26 protein-coding genes are annotated in these 20,406 nt (G+C 66.4%); 10 read left to right on the top strand and 16 right to left on the bottom strand.

The features are described 5' to 3' along the window. The first annotated feature begins 30 nt into the window (after positions 1–30). Together ilvA and ACE3P0_RS12415 are read left to right on the top strand one after the other, a co-directional pair. Positions 31–1,302 (top strand): threonine ammonia-lyase, encoded by a 1,272-nt coding sequence (ilvA, locus tag ACE3P0_RS12420; RefSeq protein ID WP_374402953.1) that lies wholly within the window; start codon positions 31–33, stop codon positions 1,300–1,302. Positions 1,303–1,347: 45 nt separating this feature from the next. Beyond that, a complete protein-coding gene (locus ACE3P0_RS12415; RefSeq protein WP_374402952.1) occupies positions 1,348–1,896 on the top strand; it encodes a hypothetical protein in 549 nt (182 codons plus the stop codon). 6 nt (positions 1,897–1,902) lie between these two features. On the opposite strand, the gene ACE3P0_RS12410 is transcribed toward ACE3P0_RS12415, so the two are convergent. Genes ACE3P0_RS12410 through ACE3P0_RS12400 form a run of 3 tightly spaced genes read right to left on the bottom strand, consistent with a single transcriptional unit; the run spans position 1,903 to position 4,548 of the window. Then, positions 1,903–3,126 (bottom strand): class I SAM-dependent RNA methyltransferase, encoded by a 1,224-nt coding sequence (locus tag ACE3P0_RS12410; protein ID WP_374402951.1) that lies wholly within the window; start codon positions 3,124–3,126, stop codon positions 1,903–1,905. Positions 3,127–3,136: 10 nt separating this feature from the next. After that, positions 3,137–3,580, bottom strand: coding sequence for a CopD family protein (locus ACE3P0_RS12405; RefSeq protein WP_374402950.1), 444 nt, complete (start codon positions 3,578–3,580; stop codon positions 3,137–3,139). Next, a complete protein-coding gene (locus ACE3P0_RS12400; RefSeq protein WP_374402949.1) occupies positions 3,577–4,548 on the bottom strand; it encodes an NAD-dependent epimerase/dehydratase family protein in 972 nt (323 codons plus the stop codon). Before ACE3P0_RS12400 ends, ACE3P0_RS12405 begins: the two co-directional genes overlap by 4 nt. A gap of 38 nt (positions 4,549–4,586) precedes the next feature. Here ACE3P0_RS12400 and ACE3P0_RS12395 point away from each other — a divergent pair, with 38 nt between their 5' ends. Genes ACE3P0_RS12395 through ACE3P0_RS12385 form a run of 3 tightly spaced genes read left to right on the top strand, consistent with a single transcriptional unit; the run spans position 4,587 to position 6,988 of the window. Next, positions 4,587–5,609: a CDP-6-deoxy-delta-3,4-glucoseen reductase gene (locus ACE3P0_RS12395; RefSeq protein ID WP_374402948.1), complete on the top strand. Its 1,023-nt coding sequence runs from the start codon at positions 4,587–4,589 to the stop codon at positions 5,607–5,609. Between the two features lie 12 nt (positions 5,610–5,621). Then, positions 5,622–6,761: an EAL and HDOD domain-containing protein gene (locus ACE3P0_RS12390; RefSeq protein ID WP_374402946.1), complete on the top strand. Its 1,140-nt coding sequence runs from the start codon at positions 5,622–5,624 to the stop codon at positions 6,759–6,761. 5 nt (positions 6,762–6,766) lie between these two features. Beyond that, entirely contained in the window at positions 6,767–6,988 is a 222-nt protein-coding gene (locus ACE3P0_RS12385; protein WP_374402945.1) for a zinc ribbon domain-containing protein, read from the top strand. 59 nt (positions 6,989–7,047) lie between these two features. On the opposite strand, the gene ACE3P0_RS12380 is transcribed toward ACE3P0_RS12385, so the two are convergent. Continuing rightward, positions 7,048–7,362 carry a c-type cytochrome gene (locus tag ACE3P0_RS12380; RefSeq protein WP_374402944.1) on the bottom strand — a complete coding sequence of 105 codons (315 nt, stop codon included), beginning with the start codon at positions 7,360–7,362 and terminating at the stop codon, positions 7,048–7,050. Positions 7,363–7,424: 62 nt separating this feature from the next. On the opposite strand from ACE3P0_RS12380, the gene ACE3P0_RS12375 reads away from it, so the two are divergent. From ACE3P0_RS12375 to ACE3P0_RS12355, 5 genes are all read left to right on the top strand, one after another. After that, a complete protein-coding gene (locus ACE3P0_RS12375) occupies positions 7,425–7,658 on the top strand; it encodes a hypothetical protein (RefSeq protein ID WP_374402943.1) in 234 nt (77 codons plus the stop codon). A 98-nt stretch (positions 7,659–7,756) separates the two neighbouring features. After that, positions 7,757–7,915, top strand: a complete 159-nt coding sequence (locus ACE3P0_RS12370; RefSeq protein WP_374402942.1) for a hypothetical protein — start codon at positions 7,757–7,759, stop codon at positions 7,913–7,915. After that, on the top strand, positions 7,909–9,591 hold the full coding sequence (gene leuA / locus ACE3P0_RS12365) for a 2-isopropylmalate synthase (RefSeq protein ID WP_374402941.1): 1,683 nt from the start codon (positions 7,909–7,911) through the stop codon (positions 9,589–9,591). Before ACE3P0_RS12370 ends, leuA begins: the two co-directional genes overlap by 7 nt. A gap of 146 nt (positions 9,592–9,737) precedes the next feature. Continuing rightward, positions 9,738–10,961, top strand: a complete 1,224-nt coding sequence (locus tag ACE3P0_RS12360; RefSeq protein WP_374402940.1) for an MFS transporter — start codon at positions 9,738–9,740, stop codon at positions 10,959–10,961. A 4-nt stretch (positions 10,962–10,965) separates the two neighbouring features. Further along, positions 10,966–11,442: an N-acetyltransferase family protein gene (locus ACE3P0_RS12355; RefSeq protein ID WP_374402939.1), complete on the top strand. Its 477-nt coding sequence runs from the start codon at positions 10,966–10,968 to the stop codon at positions 11,440–11,442. Here ACE3P0_RS12355 and ACE3P0_RS12350 read toward each other — a convergent pair. The 12 genes from ACE3P0_RS12350 to ACE3P0_RS12295 all read right to left on the bottom strand — a co-directional run bounded on the left by ACE3P0_RS12350 (position 11,439) and on the right by ACE3P0_RS12295 (position 20,396). After that, positions 11,439–12,809 carry an EAL and HDOD domain-containing protein gene (locus ACE3P0_RS12350; protein WP_374402938.1) on the bottom strand — a complete coding sequence of 457 codons (1,371 nt, stop codon included), beginning with the start codon at positions 12,807–12,809 and terminating at the stop codon, positions 11,439–11,441. The genes ACE3P0_RS12355 and ACE3P0_RS12350 overlap by 4 nt on opposite strands. A gap of 170 nt (positions 12,810–12,979) precedes the next feature. After that, on the bottom strand, positions 12,980–13,555 hold the full coding sequence (locus tag ACE3P0_RS12345) for a HupE/UreJ family protein (protein ID WP_374402937.1): 576 nt from the start codon (positions 13,553–13,555) through the stop codon (positions 12,980–12,982). A 19-nt stretch (positions 13,556–13,574) separates the two neighbouring features. Continuing rightward, the gene (gene ureG / locus ACE3P0_RS12340) at positions 13,575–14,192 is read right to left on the bottom strand and encodes an urease accessory protein UreG (RefSeq protein WP_374402935.1); all 618 of its coding nucleotides are present in this window, start codon (positions 14,190–14,192) and stop codon (positions 13,575–13,577) included. A gap of 931 nt (positions 14,193–15,123) precedes the next feature. Further along, the gene (locus ACE3P0_RS12335) at positions 15,124–15,807 is read right to left on the bottom strand and encodes an urease accessory protein UreF (protein ID WP_374402934.1); all 684 of its coding nucleotides are present in this window, start codon (positions 15,805–15,807) and stop codon (positions 15,124–15,126) included. Continuing rightward, positions 15,804–16,277, bottom strand: coding sequence for a GNAT family N-acetyltransferase (locus ACE3P0_RS12330; RefSeq protein WP_374402933.1), 474 nt, complete (start codon positions 16,275–16,277; stop codon positions 15,804–15,806). Before ACE3P0_RS12330 ends, ACE3P0_RS12335 begins: the two co-directional genes overlap by 4 nt. Further along, positions 16,274–16,756 (bottom strand): urease accessory protein UreE, encoded by a 483-nt coding sequence (gene ureE, locus ACE3P0_RS12325; RefSeq protein ID WP_374402931.1) that lies wholly within the window; start codon positions 16,754–16,756, stop codon positions 16,274–16,276. The genes ACE3P0_RS12330 and ureE overlap by 4 nt, the downstream gene beginning before the upstream one ends. Before the next feature lie 3 nt (positions 16,757–16,759). Beyond that, positions 16,760–17,239, bottom strand: coding sequence for a GNAT family N-acetyltransferase (locus ACE3P0_RS12320; RefSeq protein WP_374402930.1), 480 nt, complete (start codon positions 17,237–17,239; stop codon positions 16,760–16,762). Between the two features lie 2 nt (positions 17,240–17,241). Beyond that, entirely contained in the window at positions 17,242–18,942 is a 1,701-nt protein-coding gene (gene ureC, locus ACE3P0_RS12315) for an urease subunit alpha (protein WP_374402929.1), read from the bottom strand. Next, positions 18,942–19,247, bottom strand: coding sequence for an urease subunit beta (locus ACE3P0_RS12310; RefSeq protein ID WP_374402928.1), 306 nt, complete (start codon positions 19,245–19,247; stop codon positions 18,942–18,944). Before ACE3P0_RS12310 ends, ureC begins: the two co-directional genes overlap by 1 nt. After that, the gene (locus ACE3P0_RS12305) at positions 19,244–19,774 is read right to left on the bottom strand and encodes a GNAT family N-acetyltransferase (protein ID WP_374402927.1); all 531 of its coding nucleotides are present in this window, start codon (positions 19,772–19,774) and stop codon (positions 19,244–19,246) included. Before ACE3P0_RS12305 ends, ACE3P0_RS12310 begins: the two co-directional genes overlap by 4 nt. 2 nt (positions 19,775–19,776) lie before the next feature. Further along, the gene (locus ACE3P0_RS12300) at positions 19,777–20,070 is read right to left on the bottom strand and encodes a hypothetical protein (RefSeq protein WP_374402926.1); all 294 of its coding nucleotides are present in this window, start codon (positions 20,068–20,070) and stop codon (positions 19,777–19,779) included. Positions 20,071–20,093: 23 nt separating this feature from the next. After that, positions 20,094–20,396 carry an urease subunit gamma gene (locus ACE3P0_RS12295; RefSeq protein WP_374402925.1) on the bottom strand — a complete coding sequence of 101 codons (303 nt, stop codon included), beginning with the start codon at positions 20,394–20,396 and terminating at the stop codon, positions 20,094–20,096. Between the last annotated feature and the right edge of the window lie 10 nt (positions 20,397–20,406).

Here is a 20,406-nt window from a genome sequence, read left to right as displayed (position 1 = left end):
CCGGCGCGGCCACCTTCACCGCGAGCCGCCATGAGCCCCAACGCGAACCCGTGTTCACCCCATTCCCTGCCCACAGGATGCCCCGACCTCGCGCAGCTGCGCCAGGTGGCCGACAGCATTGCCGACGCCGTGATGCGCACCGTGCAATGGCAGAACGACATCCTGAGCGAAGAGCTCGGCGCGCCGGTGTGGCTCAAGATGGAGAACCTGCAGCGCACCGGCTCCTTCAAGATCCGTGGCGCAACGTACAAGATGCGCCGCCTGATCGCTGCGCGCCCTGATCTGCGCGGTGTGGTGGCAGTGTCGGCGGGTAACCACGCGCAGGGGGTGGCGCGCGCTGCGGCCAATGCCGGCGTGGCGGCCACCGTGGTGATGCCGGTGAACGCGCCGATCACCAAGATCCAGTCCTGCCGCCGCATGGGCGCGACGATCCTGCTGCACGGCGAGAATCTGGAACAGGCGCGCGAGTTGGCCGACCGCATCGCCACCGAGCAGGATCTGGCCTTCATGCACCCCTACGACGACTGGGACGTGATCGCCGGCCAGGCCTCCTGCGGGCTGGAGATGCTGCAGGACTGCCCGGACATGACCGTGGCCGTGGTGCCGCTGGGCGGTGGCGGCCTGCTGTCCGGCATTGCGCTGGCGTTGAAGCTGCAGCGGCCCGACATCCGCATCATCGGCGTGCAGACCGAAACCGTGGCGCCATACCGCCACTTCCTCAAGGATGGCCAGTTCGAGGCCTGCGCGCCGGGCGCGCACACGATCGCCGATGGCATCAAAGTGAAGGCGCCGGGGCGTTGCACCTCGGCTGTGATCGCGCGTTTCGTCGACGAAATCGTGACGGTGGACGACAACGCGATTGCCGAAGCGATCGTCGCGACGCTGGAGCGCACCCGCACGATCGCCGAAGGTGCCGGTGCGGTGGGGCTGGCGGCGCTGATGCGTGGCAAGGTCAAGCTGCGACCGGACGACCGCGCCGTAGTGGTGATCTCGGGCGGCAACGTCGACATGACGCTGGTCGGCCGTTCGATCGACTACGGTTTGGCCTCAAGCGGCCGCCTGATGAGCGTTGCGGTGACGATTCCCGATAGCCCCGGCCGTCTGTTGAGCCTGCTCAAGACGGTCGCGGCGCTCGGGATCAATGTTCGTCATGTGGAGCATCGGCGCGGCGAGCTGCATGTGCCGGTGGGCAAGACGGAAGTGATCCTGCAGATGGAAACGCGCGACTTCGCGCACCAGGCGGAGTTGATCGAAACCTTCGTCGCCGAAGGCCTGCACGTCCGGAATCTGATGGCCGATTGACATCTTGCGGGGCTACCATCGTCCGTCTGTAGCGGGGGTGATGGCATGAAGAAGAACAACGAACCGAACTGTTTGCGCCTCGAACTGCGCTCGGTGACCGCATTGCTGGCGCCGGAGGATTCACCGTTTGCCGGCCCTGCGCTGCATCCCGAGGTGGCGGATCGGCTGTTGGCCGAAGCCGATCTGGTGCGCCGCAAGGTGCCGTTGCGGATTGAATTCGTCGTCGACGACGATCAGCCGGGCGACGTGCAGCGCGTGGTGCGTGCGCTGCGCCAGCATTTCGAACTCGAGGCGCTGGCGGCCACGCGCGACCTTTCACGCGTGTTCCGCAACGGCCGCATCGCGACGCTGATCGGCCTCGCGGTGGTGGCCGTGCTATTGGGCATCGCGAACCTGATCGACCCGGAATCGCCCTACCGTCTCGCACGGGCCCTGCGCGAGAGTTTCACGATCTTCGCCTGGGTGGCGATGTGGCGGCCGGCCGAACTGCTGCTGTACGAGCACATGCCGATCCGGCGCCGCCGCACCTTGTCGCTGCGGCTGGCGGCCGCCCCGGTCAGCCTGATCGCGCGCGACGGTACGACGGTCGCCTGATCGCGCTCAATCTTCGGCCGGCGGCGCTTCCCGCAGACGGCGGTTGGAGCCGGCGACCACGTCGTAGGCGAAAAGGCGGCATTCGATGTCGCCATTCATCAGCGGTGTGCGGCGGCTGGCCTTGAGCCCGATCTTCTTCGGCAGGGCCGGGTCGCCGCTGAAGAAGAAACACTGCCAGCCGGCAAACGCCTGCTTGAGATGGTCGCCGAGCTTCGGATACCAGGCCGCGAGTTCGCTTTCCTCGCCATCCGCAACCGGTGCCGGCGCATCGCGGCGGCCCGCTGCCGCCCGCGGCGCCGTCAGCCGCACACCGTAGGGCGGGTTGCACAGCAGTACGCCGCGCGACTCCGGCGCTTCGAGTTTCAGAAGGTCGCTGGTGCGGAGCTGCGCCAGGTCGTCCAGCCCGGCTTCGCGCAGGTTGTAGCGTGCTGCGTCCACCGCGCGCATGTCGATGTCGGCGCCGTACAGCCGCACGTCGTCGGCCGGGCGGCGGCGTTGCAGTGCCATCGTGCGTTGCCGTTTCCACGCCACCGGGTCGAAGCTGTGCAGGCGTTCGAAGCCGAAGTCGCGCTCGGCGCCGGGCGGAATGTCCAGCGCCATCAGCCCCGCTTCGATCAGGAAGGTGCCACTGCCGCACATCGGGTCCAGCAAGGCTTGGTCGGGCTGCCAGCCACTCAGTTTCAGGATGCCGGCAGCAAGGTTTTCCTTCAGCGGCGCTTCATGTTTGGCGCGCTTGAAGCCGCGCCGTGACAGCGGTTCGCCCGAGGTGTCGAGGTACAGCGTGCTGGTCTCTGCCGTTAGGAAGGCATGCACCCGGACATCCGGCGCCTCGGTGCTGATCGAAGGGCGGCGCCCGCGCACGTCACGGAAGCGGTCGCAGATCGCGTCCTTCACGCGCAGCGTCGTGAAGTTCAGGCTGCGCAGCGGCGAGCGGATCGCGGTGACGTAGATGCGCAGCGTGCGGTCCACCGAGAAGCACTTCTCCCACGCCTGTTCGCGCGCCAGCGCGTAGATGTCGTCCTCGCTGCGGTAGCCGCGTTCGGCCACGCGCCAGAGCACGCGGGTGGCGATGCGACTTTCCAGGTTCGCGCGCCAGCACAGTGCCCAGTCACCAGCGAAGGCAACGCCGCCGTGCACCGGCTTTACATACTGCGCACCGAGCGCCGTCAGTTCGTCGGCGAGCAGCGGTTCGAGCCCGCGCGGGCAGGGGGCAAAGAAGTTCTCGCTCATCGGCGCACGCTCAGAAAGGTTTGACGATCACGAGGATCACGACGAACAGCAGCGCCACCGCCGGCAGTTCGTTGAACACACGGAACCACACATGGCTCTTGGTGTTGCGGCCGGCCGCGAAGTTGCGCAGCAGGCGGCTGCAGTAGCCGTCGTAGCCGCTCAGAAGCAGCACGATGAACAGCTTGGCATGCAGCCAGCCTTGCGTCATCCAGGCATATGCCGCTTCCCGGCCACCGTAGAAGATCATCGCGAGGCCGAAGATCCAGGTGCCAATCATCAGCGGCAGCATGAAGCGCTTGAGCTTGCCCGCCATCACCAGCAGGCGCTCGCGTTCGGCGTGGCTGTCGGCTGGCACCATCGCCAGGTTCACGAAGATGCGTGGCAGGTAGAACAGGCCGGCGAACCAGCTGACGACGAAGAAGACGTGAATTGCCTTGAGCCACATGTACATCATTGTTTGTTTTCCTTGTGTTGATCGAACCAGGCGCGCGCATGGGCGAGCCCCGCGTCGACCGTCGGATAGCGAAGCTGCACGCGGAGTTCCCGGTGCATGCGGGTGTTGTCGAGCCGGCGCGATTCGGACATGAAGGACAGCATCATCGGGCTCAGCACGGCCTCGATCTCGCGGCGCGTGGCGCGCGGTGGGCGCGGCAGGCCGAAGGTGTCGGCCATGCGGTCGTACCACTCGCCCATGCGCAGATCGGAATCGTCGTTCGCGTTCCAGGCGCGGCAGTTGCCGCCGCGCGTGAGGGCCGCGATGGCCAGACGCGCGAGGTCGTCGGCGTGAATGTGGTTGGTGAAGACGTCTTCGCTGGCGTGCAACACCGGGTCGCCGCGTTCCAGCCGCGCGAGCGACAGGCGTTCGGCGGCGTAGATGCCGGGCGCGCGCAGGATCGCAAGCTGGCAGCCGCTGCGCCGTGCAAAGGCGCGCAGCGTGCGCTCGGCCGCAATGCGGCGCTTGGCGCGGGCCGTGCCGGCACGTAAGGGGCAGGTTTCCGGCACCGAGGCGCCACCGCAATCGCCGTAGACGCCGGTGGTGCTGATGTAGACGAGGCGCGCCGGCAGACTGCGGCGCCCCAGTGCGGCGACGAGGTGACGGCTGCGCGGATCGCCCTCGCCACGATCCGGCGGCGGCGCGAAGTGCAGCACCGCCGGTGCAATGCCGGCCAAGCGGCGCAGGCTGCGGCCATCGTCGAGATCGGCGCGCAGCGGCAGCGCACCGAGTGCGCGCAGCGGGGCGCCCGCCTCGGCACGGCGCACCAGTGCGAAGACGCGGGCGTGCCGTACCAGCAGCGGAATCGCCCGTGCGGCGACGTCGCCACTACCGACGATCAGCACGCGGCGGCGCGCGAGTCGGCCGGACGGGCGCAGGCCGGTCGTGGCTCGGGCCGATCGGCGTTTCGGGTTGCGTTGGGCTACCATCCCCGGATTATCGCATTGCCTTCAAGCTCAACACTTCCATGTCTTATCAGGTCAAGCTTCAACCCGCCGGTCTCGACTTCTCCGCCAATCCCGATACCTCGGTCCTGCAGTCCGCACTCGATGCCGGGCTGATGCTGCCCTACGGCTGCCGCGATGGCGCCTGCGGATCCTGCAAGGGGCGGGTGCTGGAGGGCTCGGTGGATCATGGCAAGTCGCCGGAAACGACGCTGCCGGTGGCCGAACGCGAGACGGGCTTTGCGCTGTTCTGCTGCGCCAGACCGATCTCCGACCTGGTGCTGGAAGTGCGCGACGTACGCCGCATCACCGACATCCCGATCAAGAAGCTGCCTTGCCGTGTGCAGAGCATCGTGCGCGCGGCGGACGACGTGATCGTACTGACGCTGAAGCTGCCGGCGAACGACAGCTTCCGCTTCTTGGCCGGCCAGTACATCGACTTCCTGCTGGCGGGCGGCAAGCGCCGCAGTTTCTCGATTGCCAACGCGCCAGAGCGCGAAGGCGAGATGGAGCTGCACATCCGTCTCGTCGAGGGCGGCTGCTTCACGACGCATGTGTTCAACACCATGAAAGAGCGCGACATCCTGCGCTTCGAAGGCCCGCTGGGCAGCTTCTACCTGCGTGAAAGCAGCAAGCCGATCGTGATGGTGGCCGGTGGCACCGGCTTCGCGCCGATGAAGGGCTTGATCGAACACATGATCGCGACCGGCAATCATCGCCCGGTCACGCTGTACTGGGGGGCACGCGACCGCGCCGGGCTCTACCTGTTCGACCTCGCGCGCGAATGGGAAACGAAGCTGCCGGGGTTCAAGTTTGTGCCTGTCATATCCGATATGCCTCCGGAGGGCTGGCAGGGCCGTACCGGTCTGGTACACCAGGCGGCGCTGGCAGATTTTCCGGACATGAGTGGCGTGCAGGTCTACGCTTGCGGGGCGCCGCCGATGATCGACGCGGCGCGGGCGGATTTCACCGCGCGTTGCGGTTTGCCGGCCGACGCCTTCTTTGCCGATGCCTTCAGCTTTTCGTCCGACAGCAGTTCAACCTGATACCGTGCCGATATGAGCCAAGCCGTACTGATCACCCGCGAACCGGTCGTCAACAAGCAGCGCGCGATTACCGCCAACCGCCTGGTGGTGCATGCCCCCAGCGTGCCGGCTGCCGTGGCCGCACTGAACGCCTTGTCCGCCACATGGCCGAGCAACCACACGGTGTTCGTCAGTCTGGGGCGGCTCGTACCGACCGCCGAGCTGATGGACTGGCAGATGCCGCCCAACACCATGGTCGAGATCCCGGCCCCGGCGCTCGCTTACGATCAGACCAAGGCGCTGATCCCGCAGCTGCAGGAGGCGGGCATCAACGTCTGCCTCTCGTGGTTCCAACCGGGCATGGCGCTGCCCGAGGGCGCCGAGTTCCGTTTCGTGCTCGCGGATGCAAACAAGACACCCAAGCCGGCCGGCTTCCCCGGCATCGCGATCGCGACCGGCCTGCCTGATCTGCCGGCCTTCGCCACCGCGGTGCAGAACGGCTATGACGGCGCGTCGGGCTGGTTCTTCCTGAAGGGCGTCAAGGCGGCGAAGGAACTCGCCCCCTCGCATGCCCAGATCGTTCGGCTGCTGAACCTGGTGCGCAACGAGGCCGAGGTCAAGGAGATCGAGGCTGCGCTGAAGCTCGATGTGGCCCTGTCGTACAAGCTGCTTCGTTACATCAATTCGCCGGCCTTCGGTTTGATGGTCGAGGTGCAGTCCTTCCGCCACGCGGTGACGATCCTCGGCATGGACAAGCTGAACAAGTGGCTGTCACTGCTGCTGGTGTCCGCGAGCAAGGATCCGCTGGCGCCGGCACTGATGCAGGCCGCGATCGCGCGCGGGCGTTTCATGGAACTGATCGGCGCGGCTTTCGTCGAGAAGCGCGAGGTCGACAACCTCTTCATCACCGGTGCTTTCTCGCTGATCCATGTGCTGCTCGGCACCACGCCGGAAGCGGTGTTGAGCGAAATGACGCTGCCTGAGCCCATCAACGACGCGTTGCTGCGCGGAGAAGGGATCTATCGCCCCTTCCTCGATCTCGCAATCGCGTGTGAGCGACTCGACCCGGCGTTGCTTGGCGAACAGATCAGCAAGCTGCAGCTCCGCGCGGAGGATGTCAGCAAGGCGCTGGTCGCCGCGGTGGCATTCGCCGATAGCCTTCAGTTCGGGTGATTGCGATGGAACGTCTATGCCCCGTCCATGCCACGCCGCTCGAATCGCGCGGCAAGCTGTGGCACTGCGAAGCCTGCACTGCGGATTACCGAGTGCGCGGCGAATGTGCCGACTGCGGCAGCGAGCTGGAAAAGATCGCTGCCTGTGGCGCCAGCAACTGGTGGTGCAACCGCTGCAACGAGCTTAAATCCAAGACCAAGGTAAAGACCGATCTGGTCCGCGCCTGACGCGCCCGTAACAAAAAAGGCCGACTTCAAGTCGGCCTTTTTGCTTTGCGGCGAGACGCTTATTTCTGGCTCAGTACCCACTGCACCAGCTGCTTCGCTTCGGCGTCGTTCACCTGCGGGTTCGGCGGCATCGGCACATTGCCCCACACGCCCGAGCCACCCTTCTTGATCTTGTCGATCAGCTTCGCTTCGGCGCCCTTGTCGGCCTTGTATTTGGCGGCAACGTCCTTGTATGCGGGGCCAACGACCTTCTTGTCGACAGCGTGGCAGGCCAGGCAGTTCTTGGTCTTCGCCAGATCAGCGCCCGCGTCGGCAAAGGCCGCGCCGGAAGCCAGCAGGCCGGCAATGGCAGCGGCGGTCAGGATTTGCTTCATGTCTCTTGTCCTCTCTCGGATGGTTAGAGCAGCCGGGCCAGTCTAGCGCATCGATTGCGTGAATGACTACCGCCACGGATGCCGGGGCGGCGATCATTGAACGGCAAGCCGCTATCGGCCATAACGCGGATCAAGTTTGCCACGTTGACTGCGATCAAACCCACTTGACGGATCGGCGCCGGGCCGCTTATGGTTACCCCATGCAACTGCAATCGGCCCTCGCTCTCCTGCTGAGCCTGACCTCCCTGACCCTGTTCCTGGGTCTGGGCCGACTGCTGCGCCCCGCGCGCATCTAAATCCCAACCCCTCCTGTTGAGTTGTACCCGTCCGCCTTGCGGGATTCGTGCGTCTTCGCGCGTCCGCCGGCGGTGTCCCCGATCCCGAGGAGACTCCCATGCTGACCCTGATTCACCTGTTTTCTGCGCTACGACTGCTGACCGACTGCCGGGCCGTGCAAAGCGGCAGCTCGGCAGTCCGGGAGTCCCTGATCGGGGCCCGCGCCGCGACTCGAAATGTCCGTATCGAAAGCGCATCCAGGAGAAAACGATGTTGAAGCAGCCCGCCACCAAGTACCGAGCATTTGAACCTGTCCGCCTTGCCGACCGCCGCTGGCCGGACAAGGTGATCACCGAGGCGCCGATCTGGCTCTCGACCGACTTGCGCGACGGCAACCAGGCCCTCTTCGAGCCGATGTCCGGCGCCGCCAAGCTCAAACTCTTCAAGACCCTCGTCGCAGTCGGCTTCAAGGAAATCGAAGTCGCGTTCCCTTCCGCCTCGCAGACCGATTTCGACTTCGTCCGCACGCTCATCGAAGGCGGCCACATCCCGGACGACGTGACGATCGGCGTGCTGACCCAAGCGCGCGAGCACCTCATCCGCCGTACCTTTGAGTCGCTCGCCGGCGCGCGCCGCGCGATCGTGCACTTCTACAACGCCACCGCGCCGAACTTCCGCCGCATCGTGTTCAACACCGATCGCGAAGGCACCAAGGCGATTGCCGTAGAAAGCGCACAGCTCGTCCAGCAGCTCGCCGCCGAACGGCCGGAAACCGACTGGACTTTCCAGTACAGCCCGGAAGTGTTCTCTGGCACCGAGCTTGAATTCGCCAAGGAGATCGTCGATGCGGTGACCGCGGTGTGGGCGCCGACGCCTGCAAAGCGCGTGATCATCAACCTGCCCGCGACGGTGGAGGGCGCCACGCCGAATGTGTACGCCGACCAGATCGAGTGGATGCACCGCAATCTCGCGCGCCGTGACGGCATCATCCTCAGCGTGCATCCGCACAACGACCGCGGCTGCGCGGTGGCGGCGGCGGAACTCGCGGTGATGGCGGGCGCCGATCGCATCGAAGGCTGCCTGTTCGGTAACGGCGAGCGCACCGGCAATGTGGATCTTGTGACGCTCGCCCTCAACCTCTACACCCAGGGCGTCGATCCGAAGCTCGACTTCTCGGACATCAACGCTGTCGCGCGCGTCGCCGAGGAAGTGACGCAGTTGCCGATTCACCCGCGCCATCCCTACGTCGGCGATCTCGTGTTCACCGCCTTCTCCGGCTCGCACCAGGATGCGATCAAGAAGGGCCTCGCGGTGCAGGACCCGAACGCGATCTGGGAAGTGCCGTATCTTCCGGTCGATCCGAAGGACCTCGGCCGCAGTTACGAATCGGTGATCCGTGTGAACAGTCAGTCGGGCAAGGGCGGCATCGCCTACCTGCTCGAAGAGCATTACGGCGTGGCGATGCCGCGCCGCATGCAGGTGGAGTTCGCCGCCGAGGTGCAGCGCCATCTCGATGATGTCGGCCGCGAAGTGACCGCGTCCGAACTCTGGCGCATCTTCCGCGAGACCTACCTTGCGGCGGAGTCGCCGGCCTATGTCGAGCACCACTTGTTTGAATCCGGCGAGCAGCAGGGCATCCGCCTCGTGACGCGCGAATCGGGCGTGGAAACGCGCCGCGAAGGTACCGGCAACGGCCCGCTTGATGCGGCGGTGCATGCGCTGGGCTTGCCAGTGAAGGTGGTGTCGTTCGAGGAGCGCTCGCTGACAGCGGGCTCCGACGCGCGCGCGATCGCCTTCGTCGAGATCACGATGGACGGCGTACCGGGCAGCGCGTTTGGCGCCGGCTTGCACGGCAACGTCACGACGGCGGCGATCCTCGCCCTGGTCAGTGCGGTGGCCCGCGCACAGCAACGTATTTCAAGCTTCGAGCAACCTGCACCTGCCTCGGCGTGATCCGCCGCATGCAGGGCCCACGGCGGTGCCCGCGCTACCCGCGCGGCACCGACCGGCTCGCCAATCCGGCGATTGTTGAGTAAAATACTCAACAATTAAATGAGCCAGCGCCGCGATCGCACAACGATCGGCGGCGCTTCCAATTTATGCGTCACCCGCGCCTGGTGTTGTTCTCTGTCTGCTGCGTCGCCCTGATGTCCACCGTGGGCGTCGCGCTGCCGTACCCGATTCTCTCGCCGCTGTTCATCGACGGCCAGGTCAACGGCTTCACCCACTGGGCCGGGCTCAACCCGAAGCTGCTGCTGGGTATCGCGATTGCGCTGAACCCCTTCGGCATCTTGCTCGGCAGTCTTGTGCTTGGCCCGATGTCAGATCGCTACGGCCGCCGTCGCATCATGCTTGCCACGCTGACCCTTGCGATCCTTGGCTACGCGCTGAGCGCATTCGCGCTGGTCAGCGAGAACTTCCCGCTGTTCGCGCTTGCACGCTTTGCCACCGGGCTGTGCGAAGGCAATGCCGCGATTGCACGCGCGATCGCGGCCGACTTGCATCCGCAGATCGACAAGACCCGCTCGTTCTCGATGGTCAATGCCTCGCTCTACATTGGCTGGCTGGTGGGGCCCTTGCTCGGAGGCTTTCTGATGCCGCTGGGCGGCTGGGTGCCTTTTGTGGTGGCTGCAGCGATGATGCTGCCCGCCCTTGTGCTGTTGGCATGGCTGGTGCCCAACACCGGCGCGAAAGCGGACCTCGGTGGGCGTGGTTGGGTCGCCTTCGCGCGCGAGCAGCATGCGTTCCGGCTGCTGGAGGACCCGGCGGTGCGGCGTGTATTCTGGCTGCAACTTGCCTTTACCTTCGGTCTGAATGGCTTTTACGAGTTTTATCCCTTGTGGCTGGTCGAGTTCGCGCGGCTGGGGCCGAGCGGCATTTCATGGGTCACCGCCGGTATGTGCTTGCTGATGACACTGATGAGTGCGCTGGTGTGGCCGCGTGTCGGTCAGCGCTTTGTGCCGCTCGCTGCCGCGCGCAGTACGGCGTGGGTGGTGGCTGCCTGCTTCGTGGTGCTGGCGACCGGCTGGTCGACGCTGGGTATCGTGGTGATCGTGCTGATCGGCGTGCCCCTGTCGATCTACAGCACGTCGATGCCGGTGCATTGGTCGCAGAGTTTCGACCAGCACGGCCAGGGTGCAGTGATGGGGCTGCTTTCGACGACCTTCTGCCTCGCCAACGTTGCTGTGGCCCTGGTCGGCGCCGCGCTGATCCTGCTCGACACGCGGCTGGTGCTGGCATTGAGTGCAGTCGCTTGCAGCACTGCAGCGTGGCGCTTCGGCGGCCTGCTGCGGCATACCCCGCCTGACGCCGCGACGGCCTGAGGCGATGCTCAACATCCGCCCTGCGGTGCGGCGTGACGCGAATGCGGTGGCCGATGTGCTGCTGGCCTCGCGCAAGGCGCTGATGCCTTCGATTCCGCTCGCGCATGACGATGAGTCGGTGCGCAAATGGGTCGCGCTGCACCTGATCCCGTGTTCCCGCGTACTGGTCGCGGAGCGCGGTCACCGCATCGTCGGCTTCTGCGCGCTTGCGGAGCGGGGCGGCTGCGGTTGGGTCGACCAGCTCTATGTGCGCCCGGATGCGGTCGACTCCGGGGTCGGCAGCGCACTGCTCGGCTACGCGGTATGCGAACTGCCGTTCCCGGTGCGGCTCTGGTGCTTCCGTGACAATCCGAGGGCCTGCCGCTTCTATGAGCATCGCGGGTTTGAAGTGCTGTTGCGTCGCGAGGGCGCTGCGGTGGACAACGAGGAAGGCTTGCCGGATCTGCTCTACCAGTTGCCGGACCGGCGAATGGATCTCTAGGCCGGCGGCACTTCGGGCGCTGCGGCGAGGCTGTGCACCCACGCCAGTGCGGCGATGCGTGCGCTGGCGGCGCGCATCGCCGGGATACCCAGCTTGCGGCATGCGATGAGCAGCGCGACAGGGTCACCGTTGTCACCGGCTTCGGCGACCGCCAGCCAATCCGCGCAAGGGCCGCTGCGTTCAAGCAGCGCTTCGCGCACTGCTGGCGTGAGCGCGAGCGGTTCGAGCGCCGTCTCCATCGGCACCTGCAGCAGCATGTCGAGCTGCGAAAACAATCCGGTTACGAACAGATCGTCGCGCGCTTCCGGGGCCACGCGGTCGGCCAGCACTTCGAGCATCCGGGCGCGCACCAGCGCGTTCTCCATCATCGCGTCGCCTTCGCCGCGCTGAGCGCTGGCGCACACCAGGAGGGCTAGCCAGCGGTAGAGCTGCTCACGGCCGAGCAGCAAGAGCGCCTGCTCGATCGAGCCGACCGCATGTTGCAGACCGCCCGTTGCCGTATTCACGAAGCGCAGCAGCCGGTACGAAAGGGCCATGTCTTGCTTGAGTGCCGCAGCGATTTCGCGGTTCTCGGTGTCACTCCCGATGCGCGCGAGCAACGCTGTCACGCGCAAGGGGCCGGGCGCGATGCGGTTGCCCTGCCAGTTGCCCCGAAGCTGAGCGAAGGCGCCAGCCGCCTCGCTGCAGCCCAGCTTCCAGGCAGCATCGAGGGCGTCGAGCGTGTCGACACCGGTGGCGACACGCGGGATCAACGGAAACTGGGCGCCAAGTTGGGCCTGGTAGCGCTGCAGCGTGGCGGGTGCCTCGTGAAAATCGAGCAGAAAGACATCGGTGAGCCAGGCGAGCGACTCGAACCATGGCGAGCCCGGCGCCGCGTCGAGGCCGATGCGGATGCCCTCACGCTGAAGGCTGCGGATACGGCTGACCACCTCCGGCGCCGCGGCCTGTTCAGGATCGACTGCTTGGACATGCAGCACCGTGCGCAGCGCAGCCAGTCGCGGCAGCGATCCGTGCGCCAGCGACGTGTCGTCAATCGCGATCCATGCGCAGCACTGCGCGGGCCAGTGGGGTGCGAGCGTCAGCAGGCGCGCAATCAGCAGATCATCGAGCAGTGCCCGCACGCGCGGTGACTGATCCGCCAACTGGCCGCTGCGCCCCGCTTGCAGCGAGAACAGGTAGCCGGTGGCGCGCCGCTGCTTGTCCAGCAGCACCTGTTGCAGCAACGCGCCTTCGGCGGCAGGCGCCGGTTCGATCTCGGGTACATGGGCCTTGGCTGTCTCTGGCTCGGCAGGCGATTCGGCTGCCGCCTCTGTCAACGGGCGGGTATCGGAGCCCAGGCCGAACAGTCGCGCGATCCAAGCCAGCATGCCAAGCTCCACGCAATGGGTTAGCGCAGCATCCTGCTGCGTGTGCGCAGATGTCAATCGTGCGCTTGAGAAGCCCGCCCGGTGCTGGTTTGAAGATCAAGCGCAGCCCTAGGCTGGCGCTTGAGGCGTCTTACAGGGGGTGCCGTTTCGCACCCCCTTTGGTGTACCGGTCAGGTGCCCAGCAGCAAGCCACCTGCCACGGCCAGCACGCCCCCCGCGGCGCGCTGCAGGCGGGCACCGGAAGTGGTTTCTGGGATGCGGCGCCCGATCAGCCAGCCGCAGCCGTGCAGGGCCGCACTCGCCAGTGCGAAGCCCGCGGCGTAGGCGAACAGTCCTGCGTCACCTTTTTCCGCGACGTGTGCGGCGCCATGGAACATCGCAAACATGGCGACCAGCGGTGCAGTGAGCGCCAGCGGAAGGCGCGCGGCGGCGGCAATCAGCAGCCCGAGAATCAACACCGACGCAGCAACGCCGGCCTCGATCAGCGGAATGTGCGCGCCCGCGTGTGCCAGCCCTGCCGCCGCGAGCATCGCTGCGACAAAGGTGGCCGGCAGCGCCCAGCGGGCCTTACCACCCTGGCGGGCCGCGTAGAGCCCGACCGCCAGCATCGCGAGCAGATGATCCACGCCACCGAAGGGGTGGCTGAACCCGCTGGCCAGGCTCATCGCCTCATGGCCGGGGTGGGCGAAGGCTGCGCCGGATGCCATGACAAGACCGGCAGCGAGCAGGGGGCGGATGGGTCGCATGGGTGTTCTCCTTGGAAAGTCAGGCTGGGGCGAGCATGCCCTGGGTTTCGATGAAGGCGATGATGTCCGAAAGTCCCTGCCCGGATTTGAGATTGCTGAAAACAAATGGCTTTTCTCCGCGCATTTTTTTCGCATCGCGATCCATCACCTCAAGCGAGGCGCCCACCAGTGGCGCCAGATCGATCTTGTTGATCACCAGCAGATCGCTCTTCGTAATGCCGGGCCCACCCTTGCGCGGGATCTTGTCGCCGGCCGAAACGTCGATCACGTAGAGGGTGAGGTCCGAGAGTTCCGGCGAGAAGGTTGCCGCGAGGTTGTCGCCGCCCGACTCGACGAAGATGATCTCCAGCCCCGCGAAGCGCTGGTTCAGGCGATCGATCGCTTCAAGGTTGATCGAGGCGTCTTCGCGGATCGCGGTGTGCGGGCAGCCGCCCGTCTCGACGCCGATGATGCGGTCTGGCGACAGCGCCTCGTTGCGGACGAGGAACTGCGCGTCCTCGGCGGTGTAGATGTCGTTGGTGACGACGGCGATGTTGTACTTCTCGCGCAGTGCCTGGCACAGCGCAAGGGTCAGGGCGGTCTTGCCGGAGCCGACGGGGCCGCCGATGCCGACGCGGAGGGCTTGTTGGGTGGTCATGATTTTCGTTTCTTCAATGTGGCGGACGTCGCCACGCAGACGGGCGCGGGGAGTAGGTTGGGCTGAGCCTTGCGAAGCCCAACGCTGGGTGTACGGTTTCGCGCTTGCGGCTTGCGATTGGCGCAGTCGGTTTGCTGGCGTACGTTGGCCGGGGTCCTTCCACGGCAGGGTTCAGCACACCCTGCCGGCTTCAGCGGCGCGAAGCATTGCTTCGCGAAACCCCGCTTACGCCCCCCGGCGGGCGTGTTACTTCTTTTGCTTCGCCAAAAGAAGTAACCAAGAAAAGGCGACCCGGCGTTCGCGGTCAGGTGCTGCGCACCTGACTTCCCTGCGCTGCTCGCGAAATCGGGCGGCTGCGGAACTCGCGCCGGGCTACGCCCGCCGCTCAGACAGTCCTCGCCGTCGTCGCTGCGCGCCGATTCCCCGAGTTCGCTGCGCTGCTCGGCGCTCTCGACGGGACCCAAAGTCAAAACCATCGGTTGAGCAACGCGTGTGTGATCTTCGTAGCTTGGATGAAGGAGAGCGGAATCCGGGGTGGACGTATCCAGATGTTCAAGCGCACCTGCCGGATTCCGGCCGGCGGCCTGGATCCGGGCTACGAGCAGCCTGCAACGGGCGATCGTCGACGTTTTTCGATCCCCCTCTGAAACGCCGAGCAGCGCAGAGGCATCGGGTTCCGACGCGCAGCGGCGGTGGCGAGGACTGTTTGAGGCCCGCAGGGCCGAGTTCCGCAGCCACCCGATGTTTCGAGCAGCACAGGGCACCCCTTGCGCAGCAAGGGGCGTTGAAGCGGGGCGACTTTCTTTGGGTACTGTCTTTGTTCGTACAAAGAAAGTACCCCGCCCGCAGGGGCGGGACCCGGCTTGAACGGACCAGCCGCAACATGGCGACAAATGCACCGAAGTCGAAAGGAGCGAAACATGCTCGCCGTTCATGACCTGAACAACCTCGTGTATTGCCCCTCATGCATCGCACTTGCCCACGCCAACCCAGGCGTGAAGTTCTCCCATTCATCCGGCCCGATCGTCATCGCCGCACGTGCGAGCGCGGGGATCGGTTCGCCGAGGGCAACGAGTAGCCGCTGGCCAGCGCTCTGGCCGAGCGGCACGATCTTGACTGCGCCCATCACCTGGTTTTCAAGCCACGCCCAAAGGTAGGCTACCACCGCGTCTTCCGGTGGCAGACCCCAGGCGGCCGCGGCAGCGGACCACGCGGCGGGGTAGGAGAGTTCGCCGATGCCCGTCAGCGCCTGGCGAGTGAAGGCCGGCAGGGTGTCGAGTTCGCGCAGCAGGCGCGCGCAGGAGTAGCCCATCTGCACGGTCTCGGCGCGCAGTTCCATGGATTCGCGGGTGGCGAGGAACTCGGCGTCGAGCCGCAACACTTCGCTCACTTCGCCGGTGCGCCAGGCACGCATCATCGCGACCAGCGCGGGGGCTTCGCAGCGCGCGATGCCATAGCGCATCAGGTCGCCGATCCAGTCGCGCGCCTGCGCTTCGTTACTGACCCAGCCGCACTCCACCGCCCACTCGAGCCCTTGCGAATAGCTGAAGGCGCCGACCGGCAGGGCCGGGCTGGCGAGATGCAGCAGGCGGGTCAGCGCGGCGAGCGAGCTCACGTGGCGGCCTCGTTCGCGGCAAGCGTCTTGCTGAAGCAGATCGCCTCCGGCCGGCCGATGTAGCGGCCGTAGTTGGGGATCTCGCGATAGCCGTGGGCGCGGTAGAAGGCGACCGCCGTGAGGTTCACGCGCCGGGTTTCCAGCCACAACTCGCGATAGCCATCGGCGGCGGCGCTCCGTTCCAGTTCAGCAAGCAGGTCGCGTCCGATGCCGCCGCCGCGTGTGCGCGCGAACATGCGCTTGAGCTCGGCGATGCCCGGCTGCAGCGGGCGGTAGGCGCCGCAACCCACGGCTTCACCGCTCGCGTCGCGGGCGATCACGAAGCGCGCGCCGGGCCCGCGTACGTCGGCGGGGTCGAAGCTGCTGCGGCCACTATCGCCGGTGATTGCGGCGAGCGTGTCGGACAGCGCATTGAGCAAGGCCCGCGCGTCGTCCGAATCCGGTGCGGCAGTGTTAATGCTCAGGCTCATGCGCCGGCCATCATGTGGATCTTGGCTTCTGTGGCGCCGCGTTCGCTGTGGTGGTGGCCGTGGGCGTAGGCACCCGCCTCCGGTTCGAAGGCCGCGGTCACCGGACGCACTTGCGCGCCGAGCCCGATCAGCATGGTTTCCAGCACATGGTCGGCCTGGATGCGCAGCCAGCCGGCGCCCACCTGCACCGCCACATGGCGGTTGCCAAGGTGATAGGCGGCGCGGGCAAGCTCAAAGGCGCCCGCGCATTGCGCCTCCAGCAGGGCTTCGGGGGCCGACACCACCTCGACGACCCGGCCGTCCTTCGCTTGCAGCAAATCGCCGCCGCGCAGGATCGTGCCGCGTGGCAGGAACAGGCCGACTTCCTCTCCGCTCGCGAGCTGCGTGCGCAGCCGGCTCTTGGTGCGGGCGTCGAAGTTCAGAACCAGTTTTTCGGTCGGCGTGGCGTCGCCGGTGTAGAGCGATTCAATCAGCAGCATGATTCAAGCGGGCGCCAGATGCAGCGCCTTTTCCATGAAAACGGAGAGCGGATCTTCAGCGTAGTCGCCGAAGGGCGGGCGTGTGCGGTAGCCGGCGCGCTCATAGAGGCCCAGCGCTTCCGGCTGATGGATGCCGGTTTCGAGCCGGGTGAGCGGCAGGCCAGCTTTCACCGCGTCGGCTTCGAGTGTGGCGAGCAAGCGGCGGGCGATGCCCAGGCCACGGCAGCGTGGGGCTACGAACATGCGCTTGATTTCGGCGTAGTCCGAATACGCGACGTAGGCACCGCAGCCGACCACATCGCCCGCCAACTGCGCGGCGAGAAAGCGCACATGCGGCTGCCGCAGCGTTTCGAAGTCGAGCAAGTGATTGCTCTCGGCCGGGTAGAGCGCATGCATCAGCGCGTCCAGCTCGGCGATCAGGTCGCGGATCGCCGGCTCGCCGGGGTCGGCGGGCGCGATGCGAAGGTCGGCGACGGTGACCATGGTCAGAACAGGAAGTAGCGCTGCGCCATCGGCAGTACGCTGGCCGGCTCGCAGGTCAGCAACTCACCATCGGCACGCACCTGGTAGGTCTCGGCGTCGACGTCGATGCGGCCGCACCAGTCGTTGTGGATCATGTCGGCCTTGGTGACTTTGCGGATGTTCTTCACCGCCACCAGCGGTTTCGACAGACCGAGCTTCGCGACGCTGCCGTTGTCCAGCGCGGCCTGCGACACGAAGGTGACGGAGGTCTTCAATGCGCCGCCGAAGCTGCCGAACATCGGGCGGTAGTGCACCGGCTGCGGCGTCGGGATCGAGGCGTTGGCGTCGCCCATCGCGGCAGCGGCGATCATGCCGCCCTTGATGATGAGACTGGGCTTCACGCCGAAGAAGGCGGGCTTCCACACCACCAGGTCGGCGAGCTTGCCGACCTCGATCGAGCCGACCTCGTGCGCGATGCCGTGCGCGATGGCGGGGTTGATCGTGTACTTCGCGATGTAGCGCTTGGCGCGGAAGTTGTCGTTGCGCTCACCGTCGCCCGGCAGGGCGCCGCGCTGCACCTTCATCTTGTGCGCGGTCTGCCAGCAGCGGATCACCACTTCGCCGACGCGGCCCATGGCCTGCGAGTCCGACGAGTACATCGAGATTGCGCCGATGTCGTGCAGGATGTCTTCGGCGGCGATGGTCTCGCGGCGGATGCGGCTCTCGGCGAAGGCCACGTCCTCGGCGATCGAGGCGTCGAGGTGGTGGCACACCATCAGCATGTCCAGATGCTCGTCGATGGTGTTCACGGTGTAGGGCCGCGTCGGGTTGGTCGAGCTCGGCAGCACGTTGGGCAGGCCGGCGAGCTTGACGATGTCCGGCGCATGGCCGCCGCCCGCCCCTTCGGTGTGGAAGGTGTGGATGGTGCGGCCCTTGAAGGCGGCGGCGGTGTCTTCGACGAAGCCCGATTCGTTGAGCGTGTCGGAATGGATCGCGACCTGCACGTCGTACTGCTCGGCCACGGCGAGGCAGTTGTCGATAGCGGCCGGCGTCGTGCCCCAGTCTTCGTGCAGCTTGAGCCCGATCGCGCCGGCTTCGATCTGCTCTGCGAGCGGGCCTGGCAGGGATACGTTGCCCTTGCCGAGGAAGCCGAGGTTCATCGGGAAGGCATCGGCCGCTTCGAGCATGCGTGCGATGTGCCACGGGCCCGGCGTGCAGGTGGTGGCGAAGGTGCCGGTGGCCGGCCCGGTGCCGCCGCCCAGCATGGTAGTCACGCCGCTCATCAGCGCTTCGTCGATCTGCTGCGGGCAGATGAAGTGGATGTGGGTGTCGATGCCGCCAGCGGTGATGATCATGCCCTCGCCGGCGATGATCTCGGTGCCGGCGCCGATGGCAATGGTGATGCCGGGCTGGATGTCCGGGTTGCCGGCCTTGCCGATCGCGGCGATGCGGCCCGCCTTGATCGCGATGTCGGCCTTGACGATGCCCCAGTGGTCGAGGATCAGCGCGTTGGTGATCACCGTGTCGGCCACTTCATGTGAGAGCTTCTGGCCCTGGCCCATACCGTCGCGGATCACCTTGCCGCCGCCGAACTTCACTTCCTCGCCGTAGAGGGTGTAGTCCTTCTCGACTTCGATCCAGAGTTCGGTGTCAGCGAGGCGCACGCGGTCGCCGGTGGTGGGGCCGAACATTTCCGCATACGCGCGGCGCGAGATTTTCGCCATTACAGATCTCCCATCACGAGGCCGCGGAAGCCGAACACCTTGCGTTCGCCCGCGAGCGCGACCAGCGTGACCGTGCGGGTCTGGCCCGGCTCGAAGCGCACCGCAGTGCCGGCGGCGATATCGAGGCGGTAGCCGTGAGCGGCGGCGCGGTCAAAATCCAGCGCGGCGTTGGTCTCGGCGAAGTGGTAGTGCGAACCGACCTGGATCGGGCGGTCGCCGGTGTTGGCGACGACCAGGGTGATCGTTGGCCGACCGGCGTTGAGTTCGATGTCGCCCTCGGGCGTGTCGAGTTCTCCGGGAATCATGTGGCGCTCCTGCGGAACAGGGTCTTGTAATAGATCGCGTTGGCGGCCCAGACGCCGTCTGGCGAGCAGGCGAACTCGGGCAGGCCGCCGATGTACTGCCAGCCCTGCGCGCCATAGAAGTCTTCGGCCGGCGAACCGGCTTCGGTGTCGAGGAACAGCAGGCCGCGCTGCAACGCATGTGCGGCTTCTTCCAGCGCGGCCATCAGTGCGCGAGCAATGCCTTGGCGACGCGCACCGCGCATCACGAGCAGCTTCTGCACTTCGGCGCGGTTGCGGCCGTTCTGGCGCATGGCGAGTTCGAGTCGCACGGTGCCGAGTGGGCTACCCGCGTCATGCGCAAGCCACACCAGCCGTGAGCCATCGGCAATCGAGTCGGCGAGGCCGTCAACCCACGCCAGCGCCGTGTCACGGCTGATCGGCAGCACGAATCCGACCGATGCGCCGCCCTCCACCGCGTCGATCAGCAGCGCGGCGAGCGCCTCGCGGTACACCGCGAAGGTGGCGGGCGTGAGCTGTTCGATCTGCACGTCTACCAGCCCCGGGCGCCGAATTTGTAGTTGCGCGATTCGGCCGTCTTCGGCGGCGGTGCCAGCTCGGCCGTTGCCGCCGGAGCCGCTTTGCGCGGCACGAGGATCTCGCGCAGGGTCAGCAACATCACCAGCAGTTCTTCGTCCTCGGCGAGGTCTTCGATTTCGGCCAATCGGGTGCGCGCGTAGTCGGGGTCTTGAACCAGTCGGTCGAGGTCGATGCTCTGGTCGAGCTGGCGACGGACCTGCAGCTTGAAACGGGCGAGCAGACGGGCGTGTTCGATCTTGTCTTCCATGGCGTGTCGTGAGTACGTGAGCGTCAGATGATCGGGTGGTGCACCGTGACCAGCTTGGTGCCGTCGGGGAAGGTGGCCTCGACCTGGATCTCGGGGATCAGCTCCGGCACGCCGTCCATCACGTCGTCCCGACTCAGCAGCGTGGTGCCGTAGCTCATCAGTTCTGCGACGGTGCGGCCGTCGCGCGCGCCTTCCATGATTGCGGCCGAGATGAGGGCGACGGCTTCCGGGTAGTTCAGCTTCAGTCCGCGGGCGCGGCGGCGCTCTGCGAGCAGCGCGGCGGTGAAGATCAGCAGCTTGTCTTTTTCGCGGGGCGTCAGTTCCATGGGTCTCTCG

This window comes from Niveibacterium sp. (genome assembly GCF_041909475.1).
Lineage (GTDB): Bacteria > Pseudomonadota > Gammaproteobacteria > Burkholderiales > Rhodocyclaceae > Niveibacterium.
This window is presented reverse-complemented; position numbering and strand designations above follow the sequence as displayed.

Excerpts from the sequence above, each read along its gene's own strand:
- ACE3P0_RS12385 (WP_374402945.1), top strand. The coding sequence starts at position 6,767 with ATGGAACGTCTATGCCCCGTCCATGCCACGCCGCTCGAATCGCGCGGC.
- ACE3P0_RS12415 (WP_374402952.1), top strand. The coding sequence starts at position 1,348 with ATGAAGAAGAACAACGAACCGAACTGTTTGCGCCTCGAACTGCGCTCG.
- ACE3P0_RS12390 (WP_374402946.1), top strand. The coding sequence starts at position 5,622 with ATGAGCCAAGCCGTACTGATCACCCGCGAACCGGTCGTCAACAAGCAG.
- ACE3P0_RS12350 (WP_374402938.1), bottom strand. The coding sequence starts at position 12,809 with ATGCTGGCTTGGATCGCGCGACTGTTCGGCCTGGGCTCCGATACCCGC.
- ACE3P0_RS12320 (WP_374402930.1), bottom strand. The coding sequence starts at position 17,239 with ATGGTCACCGTCGCCGACCTTCGCATCGCGCCCGCCGACCCCGGCGAG.
- ureE (WP_374402931.1), bottom strand. The coding sequence starts at position 16,756 with ATGCTGCTGATTGAATCGCTCTACACCGGCGACGCCACGCCGACCGAA.
- ACE3P0_RS12380 (WP_374402944.1), bottom strand. The coding sequence starts at position 7,362 with ATGAAGCAAATCCTGACCGCCGCTGCCATTGCCGGCCTGCTGGCTTCC.
- ACE3P0_RS12310 (WP_374402928.1), bottom strand. The coding sequence starts at position 19,247 with ATGATTCCCGGAGAACTCGACACGCCCGAGGGCGACATCGAACTCAAC.
- leuA (WP_374402941.1), top strand. The coding sequence starts at position 7,909 with ATGTTGAAGCAGCCCGCCACCAAGTACCGAGCATTTGAACCTGTCCGC.
- ACE3P0_RS12345 (WP_374402937.1), bottom strand. The coding sequence starts at position 13,555 with ATGCGACCCATCCGCCCCCTGCTCGCTGCCGGTCTTGTCATGGCATCC.
- ureC (WP_374402929.1), bottom strand. The coding sequence starts at position 18,942 with ATGGCGAAAATCTCGCGCCGCGCGTATGCGGAAATGTTCGGCCCCACC.
- ilvA (WP_374402953.1), top strand. The coding sequence starts at position 31 with ATGAGCCCCAACGCGAACCCGTGTTCACCCCATTCCCTGCCCACAGGA.
- ACE3P0_RS12355 (WP_374402939.1), top strand. The coding sequence starts at position 10,966 with ATGCTCAACATCCGCCCTGCGGTGCGGCGTGACGCGAATGCGGTGGCC.
- ACE3P0_RS12400 (WP_374402949.1), bottom strand. The coding sequence starts at position 4,548 with ATGGTAGCCCAACGCAACCCGAAACGCCGATCGGCCCGAGCCACGACC.
- ACE3P0_RS12330 (WP_374402933.1), bottom strand. The coding sequence starts at position 16,277 with ATGAGCCTGAGCATTAACACTGCCGCACCGGATTCGGACGACGCGCGG.
- ACE3P0_RS12410 (WP_374402951.1), bottom strand. The coding sequence starts at position 3,126 with ATGAGCGAGAACTTCTTTGCCCCCTGCCCGCGCGGGCTCGAACCGCTG.
- ACE3P0_RS12370 (WP_374402942.1), top strand. The coding sequence starts at position 7,757 with ATGCTGACCCTGATTCACCTGTTTTCTGCGCTACGACTGCTGACCGAC.
- ureG (WP_374402935.1), bottom strand. The coding sequence starts at position 14,192 with ATGACCACCCAACAAGCCCTCCGCGTCGGCATCGGCGGCCCCGTCGGC.
- ACE3P0_RS12295 (WP_374402925.1), bottom strand. The coding sequence starts at position 20,396 with ATGGAACTGACGCCCCGCGAAAAAGACAAGCTGCTGATCTTCACCGCC.
- ACE3P0_RS12405 (WP_374402950.1), bottom strand. The coding sequence starts at position 3,580 with ATGATGTACATGTGGCTCAAGGCAATTCACGTCTTCTTCGTCGTCAGC.
- ACE3P0_RS12300 (WP_374402926.1), bottom strand. The coding sequence starts at position 20,070 with ATGGAAGACAAGATCGAACACGCCCGTCTGCTCGCCCGTTTCAAGCTG.
- ACE3P0_RS12360 (WP_374402940.1), top strand. The coding sequence starts at position 9,738 with ATGCGTCACCCGCGCCTGGTGTTGTTCTCTGTCTGCTGCGTCGCCCTG.
- ACE3P0_RS12375 (WP_374402943.1), top strand. The coding sequence starts at position 7,425 with ATGACTACCGCCACGGATGCCGGGGCGGCGATCATTGAACGGCAAGCC.
- ACE3P0_RS12395 (WP_374402948.1), top strand. The coding sequence starts at position 4,587 with ATGTCTTATCAGGTCAAGCTTCAACCCGCCGGTCTCGACTTCTCCGCC.